The sequence below is a fragment of the Wenyingzhuangia marina genome, assembly GCF_900130035.1.
Taxonomy (GTDB): domain Bacteria; phylum Bacteroidota; class Bacteroidia; order Flavobacteriales; family Flavobacteriaceae; genus Wenyingzhuangia; species Wenyingzhuangia marina.
In genome coordinates this window covers 605970-626173 of the sequence record NZ_FQXQ01000002.1, presented here as the reverse complement: position 1 = coordinate 626173, position 20204 = coordinate 605970, and the positions used below count along the sequence as shown (strand labels likewise).

Sequence of the window (20204 nt, the reverse complement as noted above, 5' to 3'; positions counted from 1 at the left end):
TAAAATGAATAATACTTGTAAAATTAGAAATATGAAAAATTTTATAAAATTAATAAGCACATTCTTAGTTCTGTTAAGTGTGTTTTCCTGTCAAGAAAAAGATCAATTGATTTATAAAAATCAAGAGCTGTCCATTGAAGAAAGAGTTGACGATTTGATGTCTAGAATGACATTGGAGGAAAAAATCGGTCAAATGAATCAATACAATGGTTTTTGGAATGTAACAGGTCCATCACCAATTCAGGGAGATGCTGCTAAAAAATATAAAGACTTGCGTAAAGGTTACGTAGGGTCTATGTTAAATGTTAGAGGTGTAGAAGAGGTAAAAGCTGTTCAGAAAATAGCAGTAGAAGAAACTAGATTAGGAATTCCTTTAATTATTGGTTTTGATGTTATTCATGGATATGAAACACTAAGTCCTATTCCTTTAGCAGAAGCTGCTAGTTGGGATTTAGAAGCAATTCAAAAATCAGCAGAAATGGCAGCTTTAGAAGCTTCAGCAGTCGGGATCAACTGGACGTTTGCACCAATGGTAGATGTATCAAGAGATGCTCGTTGGGGACGTGTCATGGAGGGAGCAGGGGAAGATACCTATCTAGGAAGTAAAATTGCTTATGCAAGAGTTAAAGGTTTTCAGGGAGATGATTTATCGAAAGAAAATACCATAGTGGCTTGCGCTAAACATTTTGCAGGATATGGTTTTGCTGAATCAGGTAGAGATTATAATACAGTAGATGTAGGAACATCAACCTTATATAATATTATTTTTCCACCTTTTCAGGCAAGTATTGAAGCGGGAGTGAAAACATTTATGAATTCTTTTAACGAATTGAATGGGGTGCCAGCTACAGGTAATAAATTTTTACAACGTGACGTTTTAAAAAGAGACTGGAATTTTGATGGGTTTGTAGTTTCTGATTGGGGCTCAATCGCAGAAATGATAGCTCATGGTCATGCTAAAGATTTAAGTCATGCTACAGAAATTGCCATAAAAGCCGGTTCTGATATGGATATGGAATCTTATGCTTATGTAGATGAGTTGGCAAAATTGGTAAAGAGTGGAAAGATTCAAGAAACTTTAATAGATGATGCCGCTAAAAGAATTTTAAAAGTAAAATTTCAATTGGGTCTTTTTGATGATCCATATAAGTATTGTAATAAAGAAAGAGAAGAAAAAACATTAGGAAGTAAAGAGATAATGGATGCTTCTTTAGACATCGCAAAAAAATCAATTGTACTTTTAAAAAATGATGATAATATTTTGCCATTAAAAAAAGAAGGTCAAAATATAGCTGTAATAGGTGCTTTGGCAAGTGATAAAACCAGTCCTTTAGGTAGTTGGAGAATTGCAGCAAAAGACAGTACTGCAGTGTCTGTTTTAGAAGGATTATCTGTATATAAAGGAAATAAAATTACTTATGCAAAAGGAACTGAACTAGTTTTAGGAACCCCTGATTTTACCACTGAGGTAAAAATAAATACTACAGATAAAAGTGGTTTTGCTGAAGCAAAATCAATTGCTAAAAATGCAGATGTTGTGATTATGGTTTTAGGAGAGCACGGTTTTCAAAGTGGAGAAGGACGTAGTAGAACTGAACTTGATTTGCCTGGCTTACAACAAGAATTATTAGAGGAAGTTTATAAAGTAAACACTAACATTGTGTTAGTTCTAAATAACGGAAGACCTTTAACATTAGGTTGGGCAGATGCACATATTCCATCCATTTTAGAATGTTGGCAATTGGGAACACAAAGTGGAAATGCCATTGCTCAGGTTTTGTATGGTGATTATAATCCAAGCGGAAAGTTACCTATGAGTTTTCCAAGAAGTGTAGGACAGTTACCTTTGTATTACAATTATAAAAACACAGGGAGACCTACTTTACCTGGAAAAGACATTGTTTTTTGGTCTCATTATCAAGATGAAAAAAATAGCGCTTTATATCCTTTTGGTCATGGGTTGAGTTATACTGAGTTTGCTTATGAAAATTTAAAAGTAAAACAAGAAGGCAAAAATTTTGTTGTAAAGATTGATGTAAAGAACACAGGGAAAGTTACAGGAAAAGAAGTAGTGCAAATGTATATTCAAGATGTCTTTGCTAGTGTAACAAGACCTGTAAAAGAATTAAAAGGATTTAAAATGGTATCCTTATTACCAAATGAAGAAAAAACAATAAAGTTTACTTTATCAGATAAAGAGTTAGGTTTTTATAATAATCAAGGAAATTTTGTGGTTGAACCAGGGAAGTTCAAGGTTTTCATTGGAGGTAGTTCTCAAACAGTTATTGAAACAAGTTTTGAAATTTATGAATAAATCACTATTACATAGCTGTTTGTTTTTAATGACAATATTAGCATACAGTCAAGAAAAAATTATTTTTAAGGATGATTTTAACCAAACCCAATTAGATACAATTTATTGGAATTATGATTTAGGAGATGGTTGTCCTGAGTTGTGTGGTTGGGGAAATGAAGAATCACAATGGTATCAAAAAGAAAATATTAAGGTAAAAGATGGTTTTTTACATATTAAATCTTCTAAAAAAGATCAACAATATTTTTCAGGAAAAATAACCACAAAAGATAAAATATCATTTCAATATGGAATAATTGAGGTAAGAGCTAAAGTTCCAAATGGAAAAGGTTTGTGGCCTGCTGCTTGGTTGTTGGGTGCTGATATTAGTGAAGTTGGTTGGCCAGCTTGTGGTGAAATAGATATGTTAGAATATTTGGGGAGAGATCCAAATCATTTATATACATCTTTACATACTCCTGCAAGTCACGGAGAAACCATTAATACTAAAAGAACTTTTGTTAAAGATATTGATAAAGGTTTTCATATATACAAAACCAAATGGACAAAAGAGTTTATTTCTTTTTATGTAGATGATTTGTTACTGTATACCTTTTCACCAGAAGTAAAGAATGATGAAACTTGGCCCTATGACAAACCTTTTTATTTAATTTTAAATTTAGCAATTGGAGGTGAATTTGGAGGAAAAGAGATAGATGATACTGCTTTGCCTCAAGAATTTGTGATAGATTACATTAAAGTTACTCAATAAAATATTAAAAATCAGCTTTAGCTTTAAACTCTATTTTCTCTTTAGTAACAGGATGAGTTAAGGAGATGTGTTCTGCATGTAAGTATAACCTATCCGCTTTAGAGCCATATAGATCATCACCAATAATTGGAGTGTTTAAACCATTTAGATGTGAAGCATGTACCCTTAATTGATGTGTTCTACCAGTAACAGGGTAAAAATAGATTCTAGTTTTGTTGTTAGACCTATCTAAAACTTTCCAAAGTGTTTTTGCAGGTTTGCCGTGTTCATAACAAACCAATTGTCTAGGTCTATCGTCAATATCTAAACGCAAAGGCAATTCAATGGTTCCTTTATCTTCTTTTACAACACCATCTAACAAAGCTAAATAGCGTTTTTTTACTTGTCTTTTTATAAACTGACTTTGTAATTTTTCATGAGTATCTTTATCTAAAGCAATTAACATAATTCCAGAAGTAGACATGTCTAATCTATGAACAATCAAAGGTCCAGTCGCGTTTGGGTATTTTTGCTTGATTCGTAAATAAACAGAATCGTTAATGGTTTTACCTGGTACCGATAAAAACTCAGCGGGTTTGTTTACTACCACCATAAAATCATCTTCATATAAATAGCTTAGTTCTTTGCCAATTGCAGGATTTTCTAATAACGGATTTTCATCTAATGTCATTCCTTTTAACATGTGACCTAAAATAGGTTTACATTTTCCCTGGCAAGCTGGGTAAAACTGTCCGTGTTTTCTAATTTCTGAATTAGGAGCAGTTCCCCACCAAAATTCCGCCATACAAATGGGAGTTAAATTGTTGGCAAAAGCATATTGTAATAATTTGGGAGCAGCACATTCACCAGCAGCAGCTGGAGGTGTTTTTAAAGGAGTATCTTTAAATATATCAATAACTCCTTTTCTAATTCCCTCTTTATTTAAAAATTGGTATTGATTAAAAAGGTATTGCTGTAAAATATTAGATTGTTCTCGTCTTGTTTTTTTTAGTTGTTGAATTTGACTTTCAAAAACAGCTAATTCTTTTTTTCTCAGATTGATTTCATTTTCCCAAAAGGAAGCTAAATTTCTTTTTTTTAGTTTGTAAACAATGCTTTGTTGATCTAATTCGGTAAGTTTTTCTTTTAAAGCTTCATCACTAAATTGATTTGTTAATTCACCTCTTTTTACCTTTCTGTTTTTTTTGGCTTCAATCATTTCCATGCGTAAATCTTCTTTTTCTTGCAAAGCATTATTTTGTGTAAGTTTTAGATTTTTGATGGCTTGTATGTATGCTACGTTATTTTGTAATGTTTCAATTTCTTTGGTTAATACATTTAATTTTTCCTCTTCAATTTTATAAAATCCATCAGCAGGAAGCATATCAAAAATAGGAGGAACAAAATAAGCATGTGTGTTGCTATCAGCTAATTTTCCAGAAACTGCAGCTAAAAATCCTATTTTATTTTGTTGATTTTTTACGACCAAAACCCCAAACATTTTCCCTGTTTCAGAAAAATCATGAATAAAATCTGTTTGTGTATTTAAATATTCTTGAAGTTGCACTACCGCTAATTTACTTAACAGGTGAGGTTCGTAGTAAAATGGATAGGTAAATTTTTTAGGCAAATCTATACCAGAAACATCCTCGTTATAAAAATGAAAATAGTGGGGAACAGACATTCAGGATTTAATTTAATACAAAGATACTTAATGTATTTAGTTCTTAAAACCCACCCATAGTTGTTTCCAAAAAGAATTTGGAATTTTATTATCTCCTTTAAATCCTAACTTTAAATTTTTATCAACTTCAGGAATATAGTGGGTTTTAAAAATATAATCCCAAATACTCAAACTAATTCCATAATTCATTCCATACTTTTTATGTTTGGGTAACTCGTAGGAATGATGATATAAATGCATGACAGGATTATTGAAAACATATTTAAAGGGGCCCCATGTGATTTTTAAATTAGCATGGTTAATATGACCAATTGTAATAGCAATGAAATGAACAATATAAGCTTGTTCAGGTTCAAAACCACCTAAGAGCATAATAGCTAAAGTTTTTAGAGGTTTGTATAAAATATTTTCCATCCAATGATAGCGTAAATGCGCTGCAAACCCCATTTCTTTTACGCTATGGTGTATTTGGTGAAATTTCCATAAAAAAGGAATTCGATGTAAGAGAACATGTGTAAACCACTGAAAAAAATCACTGATGACAAAAAAGAAAAGTAATTGTTCTATTGGACTAAAATTCTGAATGTCTATTAAAGTCAAACTTTTTATAGAAACTCCATATTGCTTAAAAATATTACCTATTAGTTTATAAAATCCACTAATGATTAATGAAAAAATAAAAAAGTTAAAAAACATATAAAACGCATCTAACCAAAAATCTTTTCTAAAAATTTTTTGATTTTTTCTCCATGGAAAAATAATTTCTAACCCCCATACAACTAGAGAAATAAAAATCAATCCCCAAAAGTAATTTTTATACCAATGTACTTTGAAGGAAACCATGTTAAAAATCCAATAAAGTGTGTTTTCAAAACTGTTTAGAAAGGTTTCCATTGTTTTATAGACATAGGTTAATGAAGCTTGTAACAATTGTTACTGATGGTTGATGAAGCCCTTTATATATTTGCATCGAATTTAAAGATAATAATAGAAATAAACTGATTATGAGTGAATTAATTTTAGGTCCATGGCCGTGGTATATTTCCGGGTTTTTAATAGCCTTGGTAATGTTTTTATTGCTGATGATGGGAGATAGATTTGGAATGTCATCAAACTTAAGAACTTTATGTACTATTTGTGGAGCAGGTAAAAAAACAGAGTTTTTTAGTTTTGACTGGAAATCTCAAAAATGGAATTTAATGGTGATGATTGGGGCTGTAATAGGAGGTTTTATTGGAGCACATTTCTTATCAAATAATACAGGAGTGAATATTAGTGCAGATACAATTCAGAGACTACAGGAAATAGGAATTAATAGTTCTGAAACGTCTTATTTGCCAACAGAAATATTTGGAATGTTTACTGTTAAAAACATTTTGCTATTAGCTGTTGGAGGATTTATGGTGGGGTTCGGTGCTCGTTATGCAGGAGGTTGTACCTCAGGACATGCAATTTCGGGATTGAGTAATTTACAGTTACCTTCCTTAATCGCTGTGATTGGTTTTTTTGTTGGTGGATTGTTTATGATCCATGTATTATTTCCTTTTATTTTTTAATGAATTATTAATATGAAGAATTTAGCATATATAAGTATTGGTGTTTTGTTTGGTGTTACCATGTACAAATCAGAAGCAGCTTCGTGGTTTAGAATCTATGAAATGTTTAATTTTCAAGCATTTCATATGTATGGAATTATTGGTGTAGCAGTTGTTTTAGGAGTTATTATTACTCAAATTATTAAGAAATATAATATTAAAACGTTTTTCGGAGTACCCATTGTTTTTGATGATAAAGAAAAGAGTTTTAAAAGATATTTTTGGGGAGGAATCATTTTTGGATTAGGTTGGGCTTTGGCAGGAGCTTGTCCAGGTCCTATGTTTACTTTAGTAGGAGCAGGTTTTTATAGTTTGTTAATTGTTATTGCTTTTGCAATACTTGGAACTTATGTTTACGGAGTTTTGAAAGACAAACTACCCCATTAAAAATAAAAAAAGCGACCAACTAGGTCGCTTTTTTTATAAGTTAAAATAAAATCCTTCTTCTTTTAACTTTTCATAAATATTTTCATCAAACCTATACAATTTGGCAGGCTTGTGAGCTACATTTTCTTGTTTTTTACCTGTGTCAATTAACAATTTCATTTGATTGATTTTGGTTCTAAAATTACGTTTGTTAAGCTCCATTTGTAAAATAGCTTCATAGACTTGTTGCAAATTTGTCAAGCTAAATTCTTCAGGCAATAAATTAAAACCAATAGGTTCTGTACGTACCCTTCTTTTTAATCTTTTGTGAGCTATGTTGATGATTTCGTCATGATCAAAAGCAAGTTTTGGTAAAGCATTAATATCACACCACTCTAGTTTTTCGGCTGTATAACCTGCTTGAGGAGAGTAATCTTCTATGTTAATTAGGGCATAATAACTAATAGTGATGACTCTTTTTCCAGGGTATCTGTCAATTTCCCCAAATGCTCTAATTTGTTCTAGGTATATGTTTTCAAGAGAGGTTAACTCTTTTAAAGTGTTTTGAGCACTATCATATATACTAACTTCTGAATCCAAAAAATCACCTGGTAAAGCCATCAATCCTTTTTGAGGTTCATTGTTACGTTTTATTAATAGCACTTTTAATTTTTCATCTTTAAAACCAAAAATCACACAGTCAACAGAGTTATAAATCATTCTAAGGTTGTTAAATATTAAATAAAATATAGCAGTAAATATAAAAAAATAGAGATAGTCTAAAAAATAAACTAAGTATTTGTTTGTGATTTGAAATTTACTATATATATTTGCTTAGTTTTAATACTAAACTAAGTGTTGTTTTTTAAAACTCATAAATAAATTTAAAAGATAAAATATGTTGTTAATAGGTTATGATTTAGGAAGTTCGTCTGTAAAGGCTTCCCTAGTTGATAGCAAAACAAAAAAAGTTTTGGCAATGGCTCAATATCCAGAGCGTGAAATGCCTATTGATGCTCCTAAAGAGAATTGGGCAGAGCAACATCCAAATGATTGGTGGGCAAATATTAAAAAAGTAACTAATTTACTTTTTGAAAAAACAGAGGAGAATAAAAGTGATGTAGTGGCTATTGGAATTGCATATCAAATGCATGGTTTGGTTACTTTAACACAAGAAAACGAGCCTGCAAGACCTGCTATTATTTGGTGTGATAGTAGAGCTGTAGAAGTAGGTAATAAGGCTTTTAAAGAAATTGGAGAAGAAAAATGTTTAGAGAGCTTATTAAATTCTCCAGGGAATTTCACGGCATCTAAATTAAAATGGATTCAAGAAAACGAACCAGAGGTTTATAAAACCATCAAAAAAATAATGTTACCAGGTGATTTTATTGCTTATAAATTCACAGGAAAACATACCACAACCAACACTGGTTTATCCGAAGGGATTTTTTGGGATTTTAAAAAAGAAGAATTGAGTCAGACGATTATGAATCACTATGGTTTTGAGGCTGATTTAATTCCAGAAATAGTTCCCGTATTTGCCAATCAAGGACAAATAACAAGAGAAATGGCTGCTGAATTTGGATTCAATCCAAATGCTGTGGTTTCTTATAGAGCAGGAGATCAACCAAACAACGCTTTCTCTTTAAGTGTGTTAAAACCAGGAGAAATTGCTGCTACCGGAGGTACCTCAGGAGTGGTTTATGGAGTAGTAGATCAACTAAAATATGATCCAGAAAATAGAGTAAATACGTTTGCACATATCAATCACACCGAAGAAGTAAGAAGATTAGGAGTACTTTTATGTATCAATGGAACAGGAAGTGCGTATGCTTGGTTAAGAAATAACCTAGCGGCTGATAAAGATTACTTTGAGTTAGAAACCTTGGCTTCATCTGTTGAAGTTGGGGCAAATGGTTTGTCTTTTTTACCGTTTGGTAATGGAGCAGAGCGTATGTTGCAAAACAAAATTATTGGAGCTCAGTTTGATGGTTTACAGTTTACGAAACACAAGTTGGCTCATATGGTAAGAGCTTGTTTAGAAGGAATTGCTTTTTCTTTTGTGTACGGAATTAAATGTATGGCAGAATTAGGATTGTCACCAAGTGTGATCAAGGTAGGAAGTGATAATATGTTTCAATCTAAAATTTTTGCAACAACAATTGCTACTTTAACAAATGCTGAAATTCAAGTAAAAGAAACCAACGGAGCTGTTGGAGCAGCTATTGGAGCAGGTTATGGAGCCGGAGAAATAGTAAGTTTAGAAGAAGCTTTTATAGAAGAAAATATAATAAAAACATATCAAGCAGACTCATCAAAATTAGAAGCTTATACCAAAGCTTATGATAAGTGGCTTACCTCATTAGAAATAAAATTAAAATAATATATCATGTCAAAATTAACCATAGGAAACAAAGAATATTTCCCAGGAATTGGAGAAATTAAGTTTGAAGGTAAGGATTCTAAAAATCCTTTAGCGTACAAATACTACAATCCAGACCAAGTAGTGGCAGGAAAAACAATGAGAGAACACTTTAAGTTTTCTATTGCTTACTGGCATACTTTCTGCGGACAAGGTTCTGATCCATTTGGACCAGGAACTCAAAATTTTGAATGGGATCAAAACCCAGATCCAGTACAAGCAGCAAAAGATAAAGCTGATGCAGCTTTTGAATTTATTACTAAAATGGGATTTGATTATTACTGTTTCCACGATTTTGATTTGATTCAAGAAGGAGCAACTTTTGAAGAATCTGAAGCAAGATTAAAAGAAATTGTAGCTTATTTAAAAGAAAAGCAAGCAGCAAGTGGAGTAAAATTATTATGGGGAACAGCTAACTGTTTTTCTAACCCACGTTATATGAACGGAGCTTCTACAAACCCAAATTTTGATGTAGTAGCAAGAGCTGGAGCACAAATTAAATTGGCTTTAGATGCTACGATGGAATTAGGTGGTGAAAACTACGTGTTTTGGGGAGGTAGAGAAGGTTACATGTCTTTATTAAATACTGACATGGGACGTGAATTAAATCACATGGGACAATTTTTAGGATTGGCTAAAGATTATGCAAGAGGAAAAGGATTTAAAGGAAATTTCTTTATTGAGCCTAAGCCTATGGAGCCAACAAAACATCAGTATGATTTTGATGCTGCAACTGTAATTGGTTTCTTAAACAAACATGGTTTACAAGATGATTTTAAAATCAACTTAGAAGTAAATCACGCAACTTTGGCAAGTCATACTATGCAACATGAAATGGATGTGGCTGCACAAGCAGGAATGTTAGGTAGTATTGATGCGAACCGTGGAGATTACCAAAATGGATGGGATACAGATCAATTTCCAAATAATATTCAAGAGACTGCAGAAGCAATGTTGGTTTTCTTAAAAGCTGGAGGATTACAAGGTGGTGGAGTAAACTTTGATGCAAAAATTAGAAGAAACTCTACAGATTTAGAAGATGCTTTCTTAGCTCACATTGGTGGTGCTGATACTTTTGCAAGAGGTTTATTGGTTGCTGATAAAATTATTAGAGAGTCTAAATACGAAGCTTTAAGAGCAAAACGTTACGAATCTTTTGACAGTGGAAACGGAAAAGCTTTTGAAGAAGGTAAGTTAACTTTTGAAGATTTTTATACCATCGCAAAAGAAAATGGTGAATTACCAAGCATTAGTGGTAAACAAGAATTGTTTGAGAACATCATTAATGAAAACATATAAGTTTTTCAAGTAAAACGCGTTTTTATAATTTATTACAGCAGGTGTTGGTTAATAGTTTTCCTGTTTAAATTAAAAAAGGTAGTTTTAAGTTAGTTTTCCCTTCTCTATTAATAGAGAAGGGATTTTTTTTATTGATATCTCCAAGCAATAAATCTGCTTTTTTTGTTTCCTTGCTCCATGTCTAAAATTTTAACTTCAACAGGCAAAGTTTTATTAATAGCTCTTTTAATATTTTTTAAGTTTTCTTTTTGAGAAACCAAGCTAGTAAACCAACCTACTTGATTTTTAAACTGTACACTCTCTAATGCCATTTTTTTTATAAAAGCTTCTTCACCACCTTTGTACCATAGCTCATTAGCTTCTCCTCCAAAATTTAACTTTTCAGTATTTTCTAGTTTTAAATTTTTATTTTTCTTTTCATTCTTTTTTGCTGCTTCAAAAGCATTTTTATAAAAAGGTGGGTTACAAACTAGTACGTCAAAATAATCAGTAGTTTGAATAATGTTTACTAAAATGGAATTTTTAAACTGTTGAGGTCTTAATTCAATAGTCTCTAAAATTTTGTTTTTGTCAATAATAAGTTGACCATTTTTTAAAGAGGTTTTATCTACTTCACTAGCAGTACATTTCCAGTTAAAATGACAAGTTCCTAAAATAGGATATATAAGATTTGCTCCAGTTCCTATATCTAATAAATGAACATCACTCTTTTGTTCAAGTAAATCATTTATATGCAAAAGATAATCTAACCTTCCTGGAATGGGAGGGCAAAGGTTTTTCTCTGGAATATTCCAGTATTTTAATTGATAATGTTGCTTTAACAAAGCTTTGTTTAACTCCTTAACAGCTTTATTACTTCCAAATTTAATGGTTTCTGTTCCATATTCATTAGTGAACACATAAGGTTTTAAATCGGGATGAATTTTTATTAGTTCATCAAAATGATAAGCTCTTTGAAAAGGGTTTTGTGGATGCATAATAATTTTTAATCTATACCAAATGTAGTCATTATATATACTAGTTGTTAACTCTAAAAGAATGTTAATATTTAGGAGAAATAAATAAAAGATAAAAAAATCTTTTATTATGATTTTTGTCATAGTCTTGACTCTAAATGCACCTTAAATTTGCTCATATAAAAACAAATAAACATGTATAAAAAAAGTAAAATATTAGTAATGTCTTTATTAGTAGGATTGTGCATTGGTGTATATGGGCAAGAATATAAAATTCATAAAGAAGAAAGTAGTATTAAAGTTTTAGGAACTTCTACAGTGCATGATTGGCACGAGGATGTAGAAAAATTTTCTAGCAAATTAACCATTAATAATACTGAAGCTTTTAGTGTAACAGCTTTAGAATTAAAAATTGTTGCAGAGAGTTTAGAAAGTGGAAAGTCTTTAATGAATAAACTTACTTATGAGGCTTTAAAAACTAAAAAGCATCCAAACATTTTATTTACGCTAGTAAGTCAAGAAAAAATTAGTAAAGTAAAAGATGGTGAGTATGACGCTTTGTTAAAAGGAAATTTAACTATAGCAGGGGTAAAAAAAGAAATTACTATTAAGTTAAAATTAATCCAAAATGAAACAGAAATTATTTTAAAAGGAAACAAAACAATAAAAATGACTGATTATGAAATGAAGCCACCAACAGCCATGTTCGGAACAATTAAAACAGGAGATGAAGTAACCATAGAATTTAAAACAACATATAAACTTTAAATAAATATATTATGAATAGAAGTATAAAACAATTGATGTTATTTGTAGCCGTGACTGTAGGGATTACAGCATATGCACAAGATAGAAGTATTGATAACTTTACTGATGTAGGAGAAAGAGGAGTAAACGTTTTTGAAGCTCCAAAAACACAAGATTATATTTTTGATGGATTAAAAGTTAGAATAGGAGGTTCTTCTACCTTACAATTCCAAGGAGTAAATCATGAAAACTCTGGAGCCATTCCAATTGTAGAAATTGGTGATAACTTTAACCTTGCAACCGCCAATTTAGATCTTGATGTGGCTTTGGCTAAAGGTTTAAGAATGCACTTAAGAACTTATTTATCATCTCGTCATCACAACGAACCTTATGTAAAAGGTGGTTATTTACAAGTAGATCAGCTAGATTTTATTCAAGAAGGTTTATTTGAAGATATGATGAAGTATGTAACTATTAAAGTTGGTCACATGGAAAACAACTATGGTGATGCGCACTTTAGAAGAACAGACAACGCAATGGCAACTCATAACCCATTTGTAGGAAATTTAATTATGGATGCGTTTACAACAGAGGTTGGTGCCGAGGTTTATTATAGAAATAATGGTTGGTTAGCAATGGTAGGACTTACCAACGCAAAATTAAACCAATCTGTAGAAGATCCAGGGAAAACAAAAGCATCTGTGTTAGCTAAAGTTGGTTTTGATAAACAATTAAGTGATGATTTAAGAGTGAGATTAACAGGTTCTGTATATCACAACAACAAAGTAGCAAGTTCTTATTTATATACTGGAGATAGAGCAGGAGCTAGATACTACTCTGTACTAGATAAAGATGAAGAAGCATTGTCTCAAGCTGCTAGAGCTGATTTTAGAACAGGTAGATACAATCCAAATTTAAAAAATGAGATTACAGCTTTAATGTTTAACCCTTTTGTAAAGTTTAAAGGATTAGAGTTTTTTGGAACTGTAGAACGTTCTTCAGGAAAAATGACTGCTGAAACAAAAGATAGAGTTGCTACTCAACTTGCCGGTGAACTTATTTACAGATTTGGAGCTAATGAAAAATTTTATTTAGGATCTAGATACAACAAAGTATCTGCAGAAGATGCGACTCATGGAGATGTTGATATTGACAGACTTCAAGTTACCGGAGGAGTATTTTTAACTAATAATATTTTAGCTAAATTAGAGTATGTAAACCAAAACTATGATGGATTTGGAGCAACTAGTGAGTATCAAGATGGAAAGTTTAATGGAATTATGTTAGAGGCTGCTATTAGTTTCTAAGTATAGAACAACTTTTGTATAGTTAATTTTAAATCATGTCTTGGCTTCCTAAAAAAAATAGAAGTATCAAGACATGATTTTTTAATTTAAAATAGACACATGAAAAAGATAGTTATCATTTTTACAATATTTACTTTTTTAAGTTTTAATAATAAAAATATCAATCAAACAACATTAGGAGTACTTCCTGAAAGCGAGATTATTGTGTCAGGAAAGTCTAATGTAAATAGTTTTGATTGTAAGTATAAAATTCAGGATTTATCAAAACCAATAACAGTTAGCTTTAAACAAACAAAGGATGATGAAAATAAAGATCAATTAGAATTTACCAATGCTAAATTTTATTTAAAAAATAAGTGTTTTGATTGTGGAAATAATTTCATCAACAAAGATTTTAATAAAATGCTAAGAACAGAAGAATATCCTAAAATATTGATTGAATTGTTGTCTGTTTGTGTTGCTGAAGATGGTTGTAGTGCTTTGGCTAACATGGGGGTTAATATTGCAGGAATTCATCATGAATATTTAGTGCCTATACGTTTTTATTATGAAAATAATATATACGAAGTAGGAGGTGTTATTAATGTAAATTTGGATGATTTTAAAATTCAATCTCCTAAAAAAGTATTAGGGTTGATTAAAGTAGATAATCATGTAAAAGTAAATTTAGATTTAAAATTAAAAGAGCTTAAACCTTAAATATTACCAAAACGTAATAAAAAAACGTTCGTAAATTTCTCCTCTTTTAATCCAAACTAGCGGGCTGTGTTTTACAGCTATTTGTTCCATAATTATTGGTTTTACATCTACAAATGATAACCAGTTAGTGTTATGTTTAGGGTCTATTAACCAATCTTGTTTTACGGGTACATGGTACAATGCAAACGGAAATAAATAATCTATTTCTTTATAACTGATGTAATAGCCTTTTATACAATCATTGTTGATATGTGGAAAAGTATGATTCATCAAACTCAACGGTATATATAACTGTGCTTTAAATTGTACAGATTGCTGAATTTTATCAACTTCTAGTCCTTTGTTTTTTAACAATTCTTTGCAAATAGGATGATGCAACATAGGGAATTGTTTCTCCTTTAGTTTTTTTAGTTTCTGTACCAAAGAATCTTTTAAATTAGGACCCACCCAACGATCTATTTCATAAGGATTATCAGTTTTGTACAAGTAGAATTTATAGGTCAACTCTATGTGATAAATACCTGTTGGGGTTTCACATATAAAATCTAATTCTCCTAAAGTTTGATGTTTGTCTACCTGAACTTGAATGTTGTTTTCTACGGAAGTATAATCTGGTAAAGCTTCTATGTTTTTTTGATAAAAGACTTCAACTAATTTTCCTAATCGATGATGTTTAGTGGTGTCAATACTTAATAAATCAATGTTTTCTACAAAAGGAATGTCTATTTGTGGATATTCAAAAAAAGTTTTATCACTCCATAAATTAGGTTGATTTTTTAACCCTTCGTATTGATATTCTAATTTTTCTAATGGCGTCATCTTTTTTATTTTAAATATTGTTTTAGGACTTTAATACCCTCTACAGCTGTTGCTTTGATAGAAGTAAAATGATTGGGAACATTAATTTCATCAACCTTAGGATCTATAATAAAAACAGGACAATTGTTTGGGACATTGTGAATTAATCCTGCAGCTGGATATACTTGTAAACTAGTTCCGATAATCACAAAAATGTCGGCAGATTCACAAATTTTGGCTGCTTTTTCTAGCATAGGAACTTCTTCTCCAAACCATACAATATTGGGTCTTAATTGATATCCTTTAGGACAAACATCCCCTAATTTGATTTCCTTTCCTGAAATATCAACTACATAATTACTGTCAATTTCACTTTTGGCTTCCGATAGCTTTCCGTGTAAATGAGTTACATTTTTAGCACCAGCACGTTCATGTAAATTATCAACATTTTGAGTAACAATTTGTACGTGATATTGGTTTTGTAAATCAGCTAGAAATTGATGAGCAGCATTGGGTTGCACAGTTTCTGCTTGTGACCTTCTTTGGTTGTAAAAATCTAACACCAAACTAGGGTTTTGATACCAACCATTAATAGAAGCAACTTCCATAACATCATGGTTTTCCCATAAACCGTTGCCGTCTCTAAAGGTTTTAATACCGCTTTCGGCACTAATACCTGCACCCGTTAAAAGGACTAAATTTTTCATAAGATTAAAGATAAGAAAAGACCTAAAGAAAAACGGATGTATCTTACAAACAGATTTAACATCTCGACTGCGCTCGATGACCTGTTTTAGAATTATTTTCTATTTAAAAAAGCCCCTTTACTTTCGTAAAGAGGCTCAAGAACTGGGAGGTTCTTAATCATACTTTTATTTTTCAAAAAGTATAATGCTTTCAATATGAGCGGTATGTGGAAATTGATCTACCAAACTCATTTTTGATATTTTGTAACCAGCTTGTCTTAATATTTCCGTATCTCTGGCTTGTGTAGCAGGATTACAAGAAACATAAACCATTCTACTAGCACCAATTTTAATTACTTTATCTAATGTTTTAGGAGCGATTCCTGCACGTGGTGGATCTAAAACAATGGTTTCTATTTTTCCTTTGTATTGTGGATATTCTACCAAGAATTTACCAACATCGGCTGCGTAAAAATCTACTCCTTTAATTCCGTTACGTTCAGCATTTTTCTTGGCATCTTTAATAGCATCAGCAACAATATCAACTCCAATAATTTGAGTTCCTGTAGTTTTTGAGGCTAATATTTGTCCAATAGTTCCTGTTCCACAGAACAAGTCCATGACTATTTTTCCGTTCACAGTTTCTGCTTTTTCTAAAGCGTAATCTATGACTTTGCTATAAAGTTTTTCGGCAGATTTTGGATTGGTTTGAAAGAAACTCTTCATCGAGATTTCAAAGTTCAATCCTAATAAATTTTCTACAATTCTATCTTCTCCAAAAATCAAACGTTCGTTACCAGTAACAGCTAAAGTTCTGTCTCCAATTTCATCATTGGTTGTGTGAATCAATCCTGCAATTCTATCTCCAAACAATTCTTTTAACAAGGCTACAAATCCATCCATGTCAAAATGTGAAATTTGTGGAGAGGTTGTTACCAAGTTGCATAAAATTTGATTGGTTTTGTAACTTTTACGAATGACAAAATATCGGAAAAAACCTTTTTTTTGTGGAGCGTGCCAAGGTTCTAAACCAGAGTCAATACAAAACTGGCGTATCACTTTTAGATTGTTTTCTATTTGCTCATCAAACAGACCAGAGTCTTTGTCTAAATTTTCTGCACACCACCAAGTACCACGCTTTTTAAAACCTAAGGCAAAATCGTCTACATCAGTTTTTTGTTCAAAATCATAACGGATGGCAGAAAAACCATATTCCATTTTATTACGATAATGAAACACTTCTGGTGAGGCAATAAATTCATCAAACAAATCTTCTATATTTTCAACTTTACCTATACGTTTAAACAGTTGTAAGGTGCTGTCTTTTTTATATTGATGTTGAATCTCTATAGGTAATTTAATATAAGGAGCTCCGGGAATGGCCTGAAAAGGAACTTCTACTTCTTGGTCTGATGGTGATAACACTTCAAACAATTTAGCTTCTGCATATTGTTTGCTTGTTTTTTTTATCTGACATCTTACCGTTTGTCCAGGTAAAGTGTTGGGTACAAAAACTACAAATTGTCCGTTTTCGTTTCTAATTCTACCGATTCCTTTTCCTCCAAAGGCGTAGTCTTCTATAGTAATAGAGATGATTTCACCTCTTTTTACAAACTTGTTTCGTTCTCTTCTTGGCATTCGGCAAATGTACTAATACTAGTTTATAAAATAATATAATTAAATACAGAAAAATTGGTTTTATATTTCTAAGTATTGGTGTTAGTACTTTGTTTAACTAACAAAGCTTCCTTTAATTTTATTTAAAAGAAGCTTTGTATAATTTTAAAAGGATCAACAGGTATGTGTATATTATTAGAAGGTGAGAATTATATTTTGTTGCCATTTAAATCAAATAATTCAAACCATTCTCTATGAGTCTTAAAATCTAAATTGTATTGAATACTACCGATTTTTTCATTAGCATTATTTAGTAAATCATAATCTATTTCAATAAGTTCGTCAGAGGTTTCTTGTACCAAAAAAGGTAATTCATTTTCGGTTAAGATCATGTCAAAGTGATACGTGTTTTTATTTACATCAAATTCTATTTTATATAAAAAATCTATCTCATAAACAGGATCAAAATCATCACTAAAAAGATATTCATCTAAAATAATGGTTGTTTTAACAGAAGTATTCATATAACTTCCGTTAAGAATTCTAAAAATATCACCACTAAAATTCAAAGCACCTGTTATTTCCATATTATTGGAGGTTAGAAACTCATATTTAGTATCTGTTATCTTAGTTGTATTTGTTTTAAAAATTGAAGTGCTAGAATAATTAGATTCATATTTTACGGCTTTGATTTTAATTTCCTCTTCTACAATATAACCTGTTTGTCCTTCTAAATAAACATTCTCACGATCGTAAATATCACAACTAGTAATTTCATTTTTATCAAGATCAAAAAATCTTGAAGTGATTTCATAGCTTTCATTATCAGAATGAAATTCTTCGTAAACTTCATGTTCACAATCAGCTGAGATCTTTGTTTTTAGATTCTGGTATGTAGATTTTCTTCTTAATGATGAATTAATCGTATTTAGTTCTATAACTTCTTCGGTAGTTATAACTTCTATGTCTGTTTCACTATCTATTTCACTAAAACCTAATTTCAGCTTATCTAATTTAGTACTAATATCATTTAGTTCTTCTTTGGATAACATTGAAATAGAGTCGTTATCAGAGGTACATGAAACTAGTAGAGTGAAAACGATCACTAGGGAGTATAAAGTCTTTTTCATTTCTTTTTTCTCCTAAGTTAAACAAATTCTATTCGAAAAGAATAATAAGAGTTTATAAATTAATTAATGAAAACAATGTATAAATTTAGAGATTTAGCAATAACTAACTACGTAAATAATGAACCAAGAGTGTCCTAAACATGTTTTCGTTATGGTTTAATGTATTATGGATTTCAAAAGGAAGCAAAAGAGTTGATAGACAAAATTATCCACATAAAATTATTTGTTAATAACGTCTTTAGAAATACTTATAAAATCGACACCTACTTTATATTAAGGGGGCTTATATTTGTTTTTTGCCTTTGGTAACGGATTAAACCCAAAGCAAAAAAACCCTAGAATCTTGGAAGGACTTAGGGCTTAGAATAATTTAATAATATCCGAAACTCACTTAATAATGATAGAATCGTCAGTTATTTTATTTTTAGTGTACCTAATAATCAAAGAGATTAAAAGGTAGTATAGACTCTTCTGCAGGAACAGGAGGATTGTCTTATGGGGTCAAAATTACCAATATATTAGAGTTACACAAACTTTATGGTAATTTTAAACAGAATTTGTATTAGATATTAAATCTGTTAGAACACAACAAAACCGTTACTAATATCTAGTAACGGTTTTGTTGTATTTAAAAATCAATCAAATCTTTTATAGTTGTTTTTTGATAGTGATACTATGAAAATAGTAAAACAAATCATAAAGATTTTAAAAAGAGGCGAAACCATTGACTCAACTTCTTGCTTTATAAAGATTGCTATTATTTATATATACAAAACCGAAAAATATCAGAAATTTAATTCATAAAAACAATGTAAGCATTTAAAGAAGTTGCAATAAGTAACCAAAGAAAATAAGGAGCAATCCAAAGAGATTTTAGTTTTAGTAAACCATAGTTTTTAAATAAGAAAATACCAACTATAACAGTTAAAGCAATAATGGTAAAAAGCCCTAAAACTGTTTGATGAAAGTAGAAAAAAATAGGATTCCAACTTACATTTAAAATCCACTGAATAGCGAATAAAGTAATCAACGTTTTTTTGTTTTCGTATTTAGGGTAAATGCTAGCCATGTAAATAGCAAAACAAATCATAATAGTAGACCAAGCAATTCCAAACATATAACCAGGTGGAGTCCATGGAGCTTTATTAGCATTGGCATACCAATCTGAATTTACGCCAGCTTTGGTAAAAAAGCCACCAATGGCTAAAGCAGAAAAATTGATAACTAAAAACAAAAGGATTCTCTTAAGCATACTTTATGATTTAGGATTGAAAACTATGATGGTTTTTGATGATTTTCCATTTGTAAGGCAATTTCATCAATACGTTTTTGTCTTGTTTCGGGTCTTTTAGCGGAGACAATTTTATATAAAAGTATTTTTTGTAAAGATTTACTTAAACTTAAAAAAAAGTCTTTGGCATTTTGGTGTTTACTAAAAGCTATTTCTAAATCTTGTGGAATGATTAGCGCTTCTACCGTATCTAAAATGGTCCAAGAACCGTTTTCTTTAGCGGTTTTAACACTTTCTATTCCTGCTGTTGTCATCAAGCCTTGTTGGGTTAAAAGCTTAATTTTATCTTTGTTGATTTTAGACCAGTTACTCTTGGCTTTTCTTTTGCCAAAATACTGCATGTACTTTTCGGAATCTATAGGTCTTTTGGTGCTGTCAATCCAACCAAAACATAAAGCTTGATCTACAGCCTCACTCCAACTAACGGTGGGTTTTTTAGTGTGTTTTTTATAAATAATAAGCCAAACGAAATCTTCTGTAACATGATTTTTTTCAAGCCACATTCTCCATTCTTGTTGGTTAGAAGGACAGAAACTATTGATTTCTTTTTTTGTCATGTAGTG

General features: G+C 30.9%; 19 protein-coding genes. 9 read left to right on the top strand and 10 right to left on the bottom strand.

Annotated elements, in window-relative coordinates; all coding sequences use genetic code 11:
• The first annotated feature begins 31 nt into the window (after window positions 1-31).
• Entirely contained in the window at window positions 32-2314 is a 2283-nt protein-coding gene (gene bglX, locus BUB70_RS06655) for a beta-glucosidase BglX (protein ID WP_073119843.1), read from the top strand.
• Window positions 2307-3065 carry a glycoside hydrolase family 16 protein gene (locus BUB70_RS06650; RefSeq protein WP_073119845.1) on the top strand — a complete coding sequence of 253 codons (759 nt, stop codon included), beginning with the start codon at window positions 2307-2309 and terminating at the stop codon, window positions 3063-3065. The genes bglX and BUB70_RS06650 overlap by 8 nt, the downstream gene beginning before the upstream one ends.
• Before the next feature lie 4 nt (window positions 3066-3069).
• On the opposite strand, the gene BUB70_RS06645 is transcribed toward BUB70_RS06650, so the two are convergent.
• Together BUB70_RS06645 and BUB70_RS06640 are read right to left on the bottom strand one after the other, a co-directional pair.
• Window positions 3070-4728: an RluA family pseudouridine synthase gene (locus BUB70_RS06645; protein ID WP_073119621.1), complete on the bottom strand. Its 1659-nt coding sequence runs from the start codon at window positions 4726-4728 to the stop codon at window positions 3070-3072.
• A 36-nt stretch (window positions 4729-4764) separates the two neighbouring features.
• Complete coding sequence (locus tag BUB70_RS06640) at window positions 4765-5622, bottom strand: sterol desaturase family protein (RefSeq protein WP_073119618.1); 858 nt, start codon at window positions 5620-5622, stop codon at window positions 4765-4767.
• Window positions 5623-5732: 110 nt separating this feature from the next.
• Here BUB70_RS06640 and BUB70_RS06635 point away from each other — a divergent pair, with 110 nt between their 5' ends.
• Both BUB70_RS06635 and BUB70_RS06630 read left to right on the top strand, forming a co-directional pair.
• The gene (locus tag BUB70_RS06635; RefSeq protein ID WP_073119616.1) at window positions 5733-6284 is read left to right on the top strand and encodes a YeeE/YedE family protein; all 552 of its coding nucleotides are present in this window, start codon (window positions 5733-5735) and stop codon (window positions 6282-6284) included.
• Between the two features lie 12 nt (window positions 6285-6296).
• Window positions 6297-6710: a DUF6691 family protein gene (locus BUB70_RS06630; RefSeq protein WP_073119614.1), complete on the top strand. Its 414-nt coding sequence runs from the start codon at window positions 6297-6299 to the stop codon at window positions 6708-6710.
• Between the two features lie 33 nt (window positions 6711-6743).
• Here the strand turns inward: BUB70_RS06630 and BUB70_RS06625 are convergent, their stop codons facing one another.
• Window positions 6744-7409 (bottom strand): NUDIX hydrolase, encoded by a 666-nt coding sequence (locus BUB70_RS06625; RefSeq protein WP_073119611.1) that lies wholly within the window; start codon window positions 7407-7409, stop codon window positions 6744-6746.
• Window positions 7410-7587: 178 nt separating this feature from the next.
• Here BUB70_RS06625 and BUB70_RS06620 point away from each other — a divergent pair, with 178 nt between their 5' ends.
• Window positions 7588-9072, top strand: coding sequence for a xylulokinase (locus BUB70_RS06620; protein WP_073119609.1), 1485 nt, complete (start codon window positions 7588-7590; stop codon window positions 9070-9072).
• A gap of 6 nt (window positions 9073-9078) precedes the next feature.
• Window positions 9079-10410, top strand: a complete 1332-nt coding sequence (gene xylA, locus BUB70_RS06615) for a xylose isomerase (protein WP_073119607.1) — start codon at window positions 9079-9081, stop codon at window positions 10408-10410.
• Window positions 10411-10538: 128 nt separating this feature from the next.
• Here the strand turns inward: xylA and rlmF are convergent, their stop codons facing one another.
• Entirely contained in the window at window positions 10539-11510 is a 972-nt protein-coding gene (gene rlmF / locus BUB70_RS06610) for a 23S rRNA (adenine(1618)-N(6))-methyltransferase RlmF (RefSeq protein ID WP_234950294.1), read from the bottom strand.
• A 51-nt stretch (window positions 11511-11561) separates the two neighbouring features.
• Here rlmF and BUB70_RS06605 point away from each other — a divergent pair, with 51 nt between their 5' ends.
• The 3 genes from BUB70_RS06605 to BUB70_RS06595 all read left to right on the top strand — a co-directional run bounded on the left by BUB70_RS06605 (window position 11562) and on the right by BUB70_RS06595 (window position 14119).
• Complete coding sequence (locus tag BUB70_RS06605; protein ID WP_073119605.1) at window positions 11562-12134, top strand: YceI family protein; 573 nt, start codon at window positions 11562-11564, stop codon at window positions 12132-12134.
• 11 nt (window positions 12135-12145) lie between these two features.
• Window positions 12146-13420, top strand: coding sequence for a hypothetical protein (locus BUB70_RS06600; protein ID WP_188351948.1), 1275 nt, complete (start codon window positions 12146-12148; stop codon window positions 13418-13420).
• A 99-nt stretch (window positions 13421-13519) separates the two neighbouring features.
• A complete protein-coding gene (locus BUB70_RS06595) occupies window positions 13520-14119 on the top strand; it encodes a hypothetical protein (protein ID WP_073119603.1) in 600 nt (199 codons plus the stop codon).
• 3 nt (window positions 14120-14122) lie between these two features.
• On the opposite strand, the gene BUB70_RS06590 is transcribed toward BUB70_RS06595, so the two are convergent.
• From BUB70_RS06590 to BUB70_RS06565, 6 genes are all read right to left on the bottom strand, one after another.
• Window positions 14123-14938, bottom strand: a complete 816-nt coding sequence (locus BUB70_RS06590) for a DUF1853 family protein (protein ID WP_073119601.1) — start codon at window positions 14936-14938, stop codon at window positions 14123-14125.
• A 5-nt stretch (window positions 14939-14943) separates the two neighbouring features.
• Window positions 14944-15624, bottom strand: a complete 681-nt coding sequence (locus BUB70_RS06585) for an SIR2 family NAD-dependent protein deacylase (RefSeq protein ID WP_073119599.1) — start codon at window positions 15622-15624, stop codon at window positions 14944-14946.
• 165 nt (window positions 15625-15789) lie between these two features.
• Window positions 15790-17241 carry a 23S rRNA (uracil(1939)-C(5))-methyltransferase RlmD gene (gene rlmD, locus BUB70_RS06580; RefSeq protein ID WP_073119598.1) on the bottom strand — a complete coding sequence of 484 codons (1452 nt, stop codon included), beginning with the start codon at window positions 17239-17241 and terminating at the stop codon, window positions 15790-15792.
• A 188-nt stretch (window positions 17242-17429) separates the two neighbouring features.
• The gene (locus BUB70_RS06575) at window positions 17430-18272 is read right to left on the bottom strand and encodes a hypothetical protein (RefSeq protein WP_073119596.1); all 843 of its coding nucleotides are present in this window, start codon (window positions 18270-18272) and stop codon (window positions 17430-17432) included.
• Between the two features lie 871 nt (window positions 18273-19143).
• Window positions 19144-19602 carry a TspO/MBR family protein gene (locus tag BUB70_RS06570; protein WP_073119595.1) on the bottom strand — a complete coding sequence of 153 codons (459 nt, stop codon included), beginning with the start codon at window positions 19600-19602 and terminating at the stop codon, window positions 19144-19146.
• A gap of 23 nt (window positions 19603-19625) precedes the next feature.
• On the bottom strand, window positions 19626-20198 hold the full coding sequence (locus tag BUB70_RS06565; RefSeq protein ID WP_073119593.1) for a YdeI/OmpD-associated family protein: 573 nt from the start codon (window positions 20196-20198) through the stop codon (window positions 19626-19628).
• Window positions 20199-20204 lie beyond the last annotated feature (6 nt).

Bases quoted from the DNA above. Each gene is read 5' to 3' on its own strand.
- BUB70_RS06635 (WP_073119616.1), top strand. From the start codon at position 5,733: ATGAGTGAATTAATTTTAGGTCCATGGCCGTGGTATATTTCCGGGTTT.
- BUB70_RS06605 (WP_073119605.1), top strand. From the start codon at position 11,562: ATGTATAAAAAAAGTAAAATATTAGTAATGTCTTTATTAGTAGGATTG.
- BUB70_RS06585 (WP_073119599.1), bottom strand. From the start codon at position 15,624: ATGAAAAATTTAGTCCTTTTAACGGGTGCAGGTATTAGTGCCGAAAGC.
- BUB70_RS06565 (WP_073119593.1), bottom strand. From the start codon at position 20,198: ATGACAAAAAAAGAAATCAATAGTTTCTGTCCTTCTAACCAACAAGAA.
- BUB70_RS06640 (WP_073119618.1), bottom strand. From the start codon at position 5,622: ATGGAAACCTTTCTAAACAGTTTTGAAAACACACTTTATTGGATTTTT.
- BUB70_RS06575 (WP_073119596.1), bottom strand. From the start codon at position 18,272: ATGTTATCCAAAGAAGAACTAAATGATATTAGTACTAAATTAGATAAG.
- xylA (WP_073119607.1), top strand. From the start codon at position 9,079: ATGTCAAAATTAACCATAGGAAACAAAGAATATTTCCCAGGAATTGGA.
- BUB70_RS06590 (WP_073119601.1), bottom strand. From the start codon at position 14,938: ATGACGCCATTAGAAAAATTAGAATATCAATACGAAGGGTTAAAAAAT.
- BUB70_RS06600 (WP_188351948.1), top strand. From the start codon at position 12,146: ATGAATAGAAGTATAAAACAATTGATGTTATTTGTAGCCGTGACTGTA.
- BUB70_RS06630 (WP_073119614.1), top strand. From the start codon at position 6,297: ATGAAGAATTTAGCATATATAAGTATTGGTGTTTTGTTTGGTGTTACC.
- bglX (WP_073119843.1), top strand. From the start codon at position 32: ATGAAAAATTTTATAAAATTAATAAGCACATTCTTAGTTCTGTTAAGT.
- BUB70_RS06645 (WP_073119621.1), bottom strand. From the start codon at position 4,728: ATGTCTGTTCCCCACTATTTTCATTTTTATAACGAGGATGTTTCTGGT.
- BUB70_RS06570 (WP_073119595.1), bottom strand. From the start codon at position 19,602: ATGCTTAAGAGAATCCTTTTGTTTTTAGTTATCAATTTTTCTGCTTTA.
- rlmD (WP_073119598.1), bottom strand. From the start codon at position 17,241: ATGCCAAGAAGAGAACGAAACAAGTTTGTAAAAAGAGGTGAAATCATC.
- rlmF (WP_234950294.1), bottom strand. From the start codon at position 11,510: ATGACAAAAATCATAATAAAAGATTTTTTTATCTTTTATTTATTTCTC.
- BUB70_RS06620 (WP_073119609.1), top strand. From the start codon at position 7,588: ATGTTGTTAATAGGTTATGATTTAGGAAGTTCGTCTGTAAAGGCTTCC.
- BUB70_RS06650 (WP_073119845.1), top strand. From the start codon at position 2,307: ATGAATAAATCACTATTACATAGCTGTTTGTTTTTAATGACAATATTA.
- BUB70_RS06595 (WP_073119603.1), top strand. From the start codon at position 13,520: ATGAAAAAGATAGTTATCATTTTTACAATATTTACTTTTTTAAGTTTT.
- BUB70_RS06625 (WP_073119611.1), bottom strand. From the start codon at position 7,409: ATGATTTATAACTCTGTTGACTGTGTGATTTTTGGTTTTAAAGATGAA.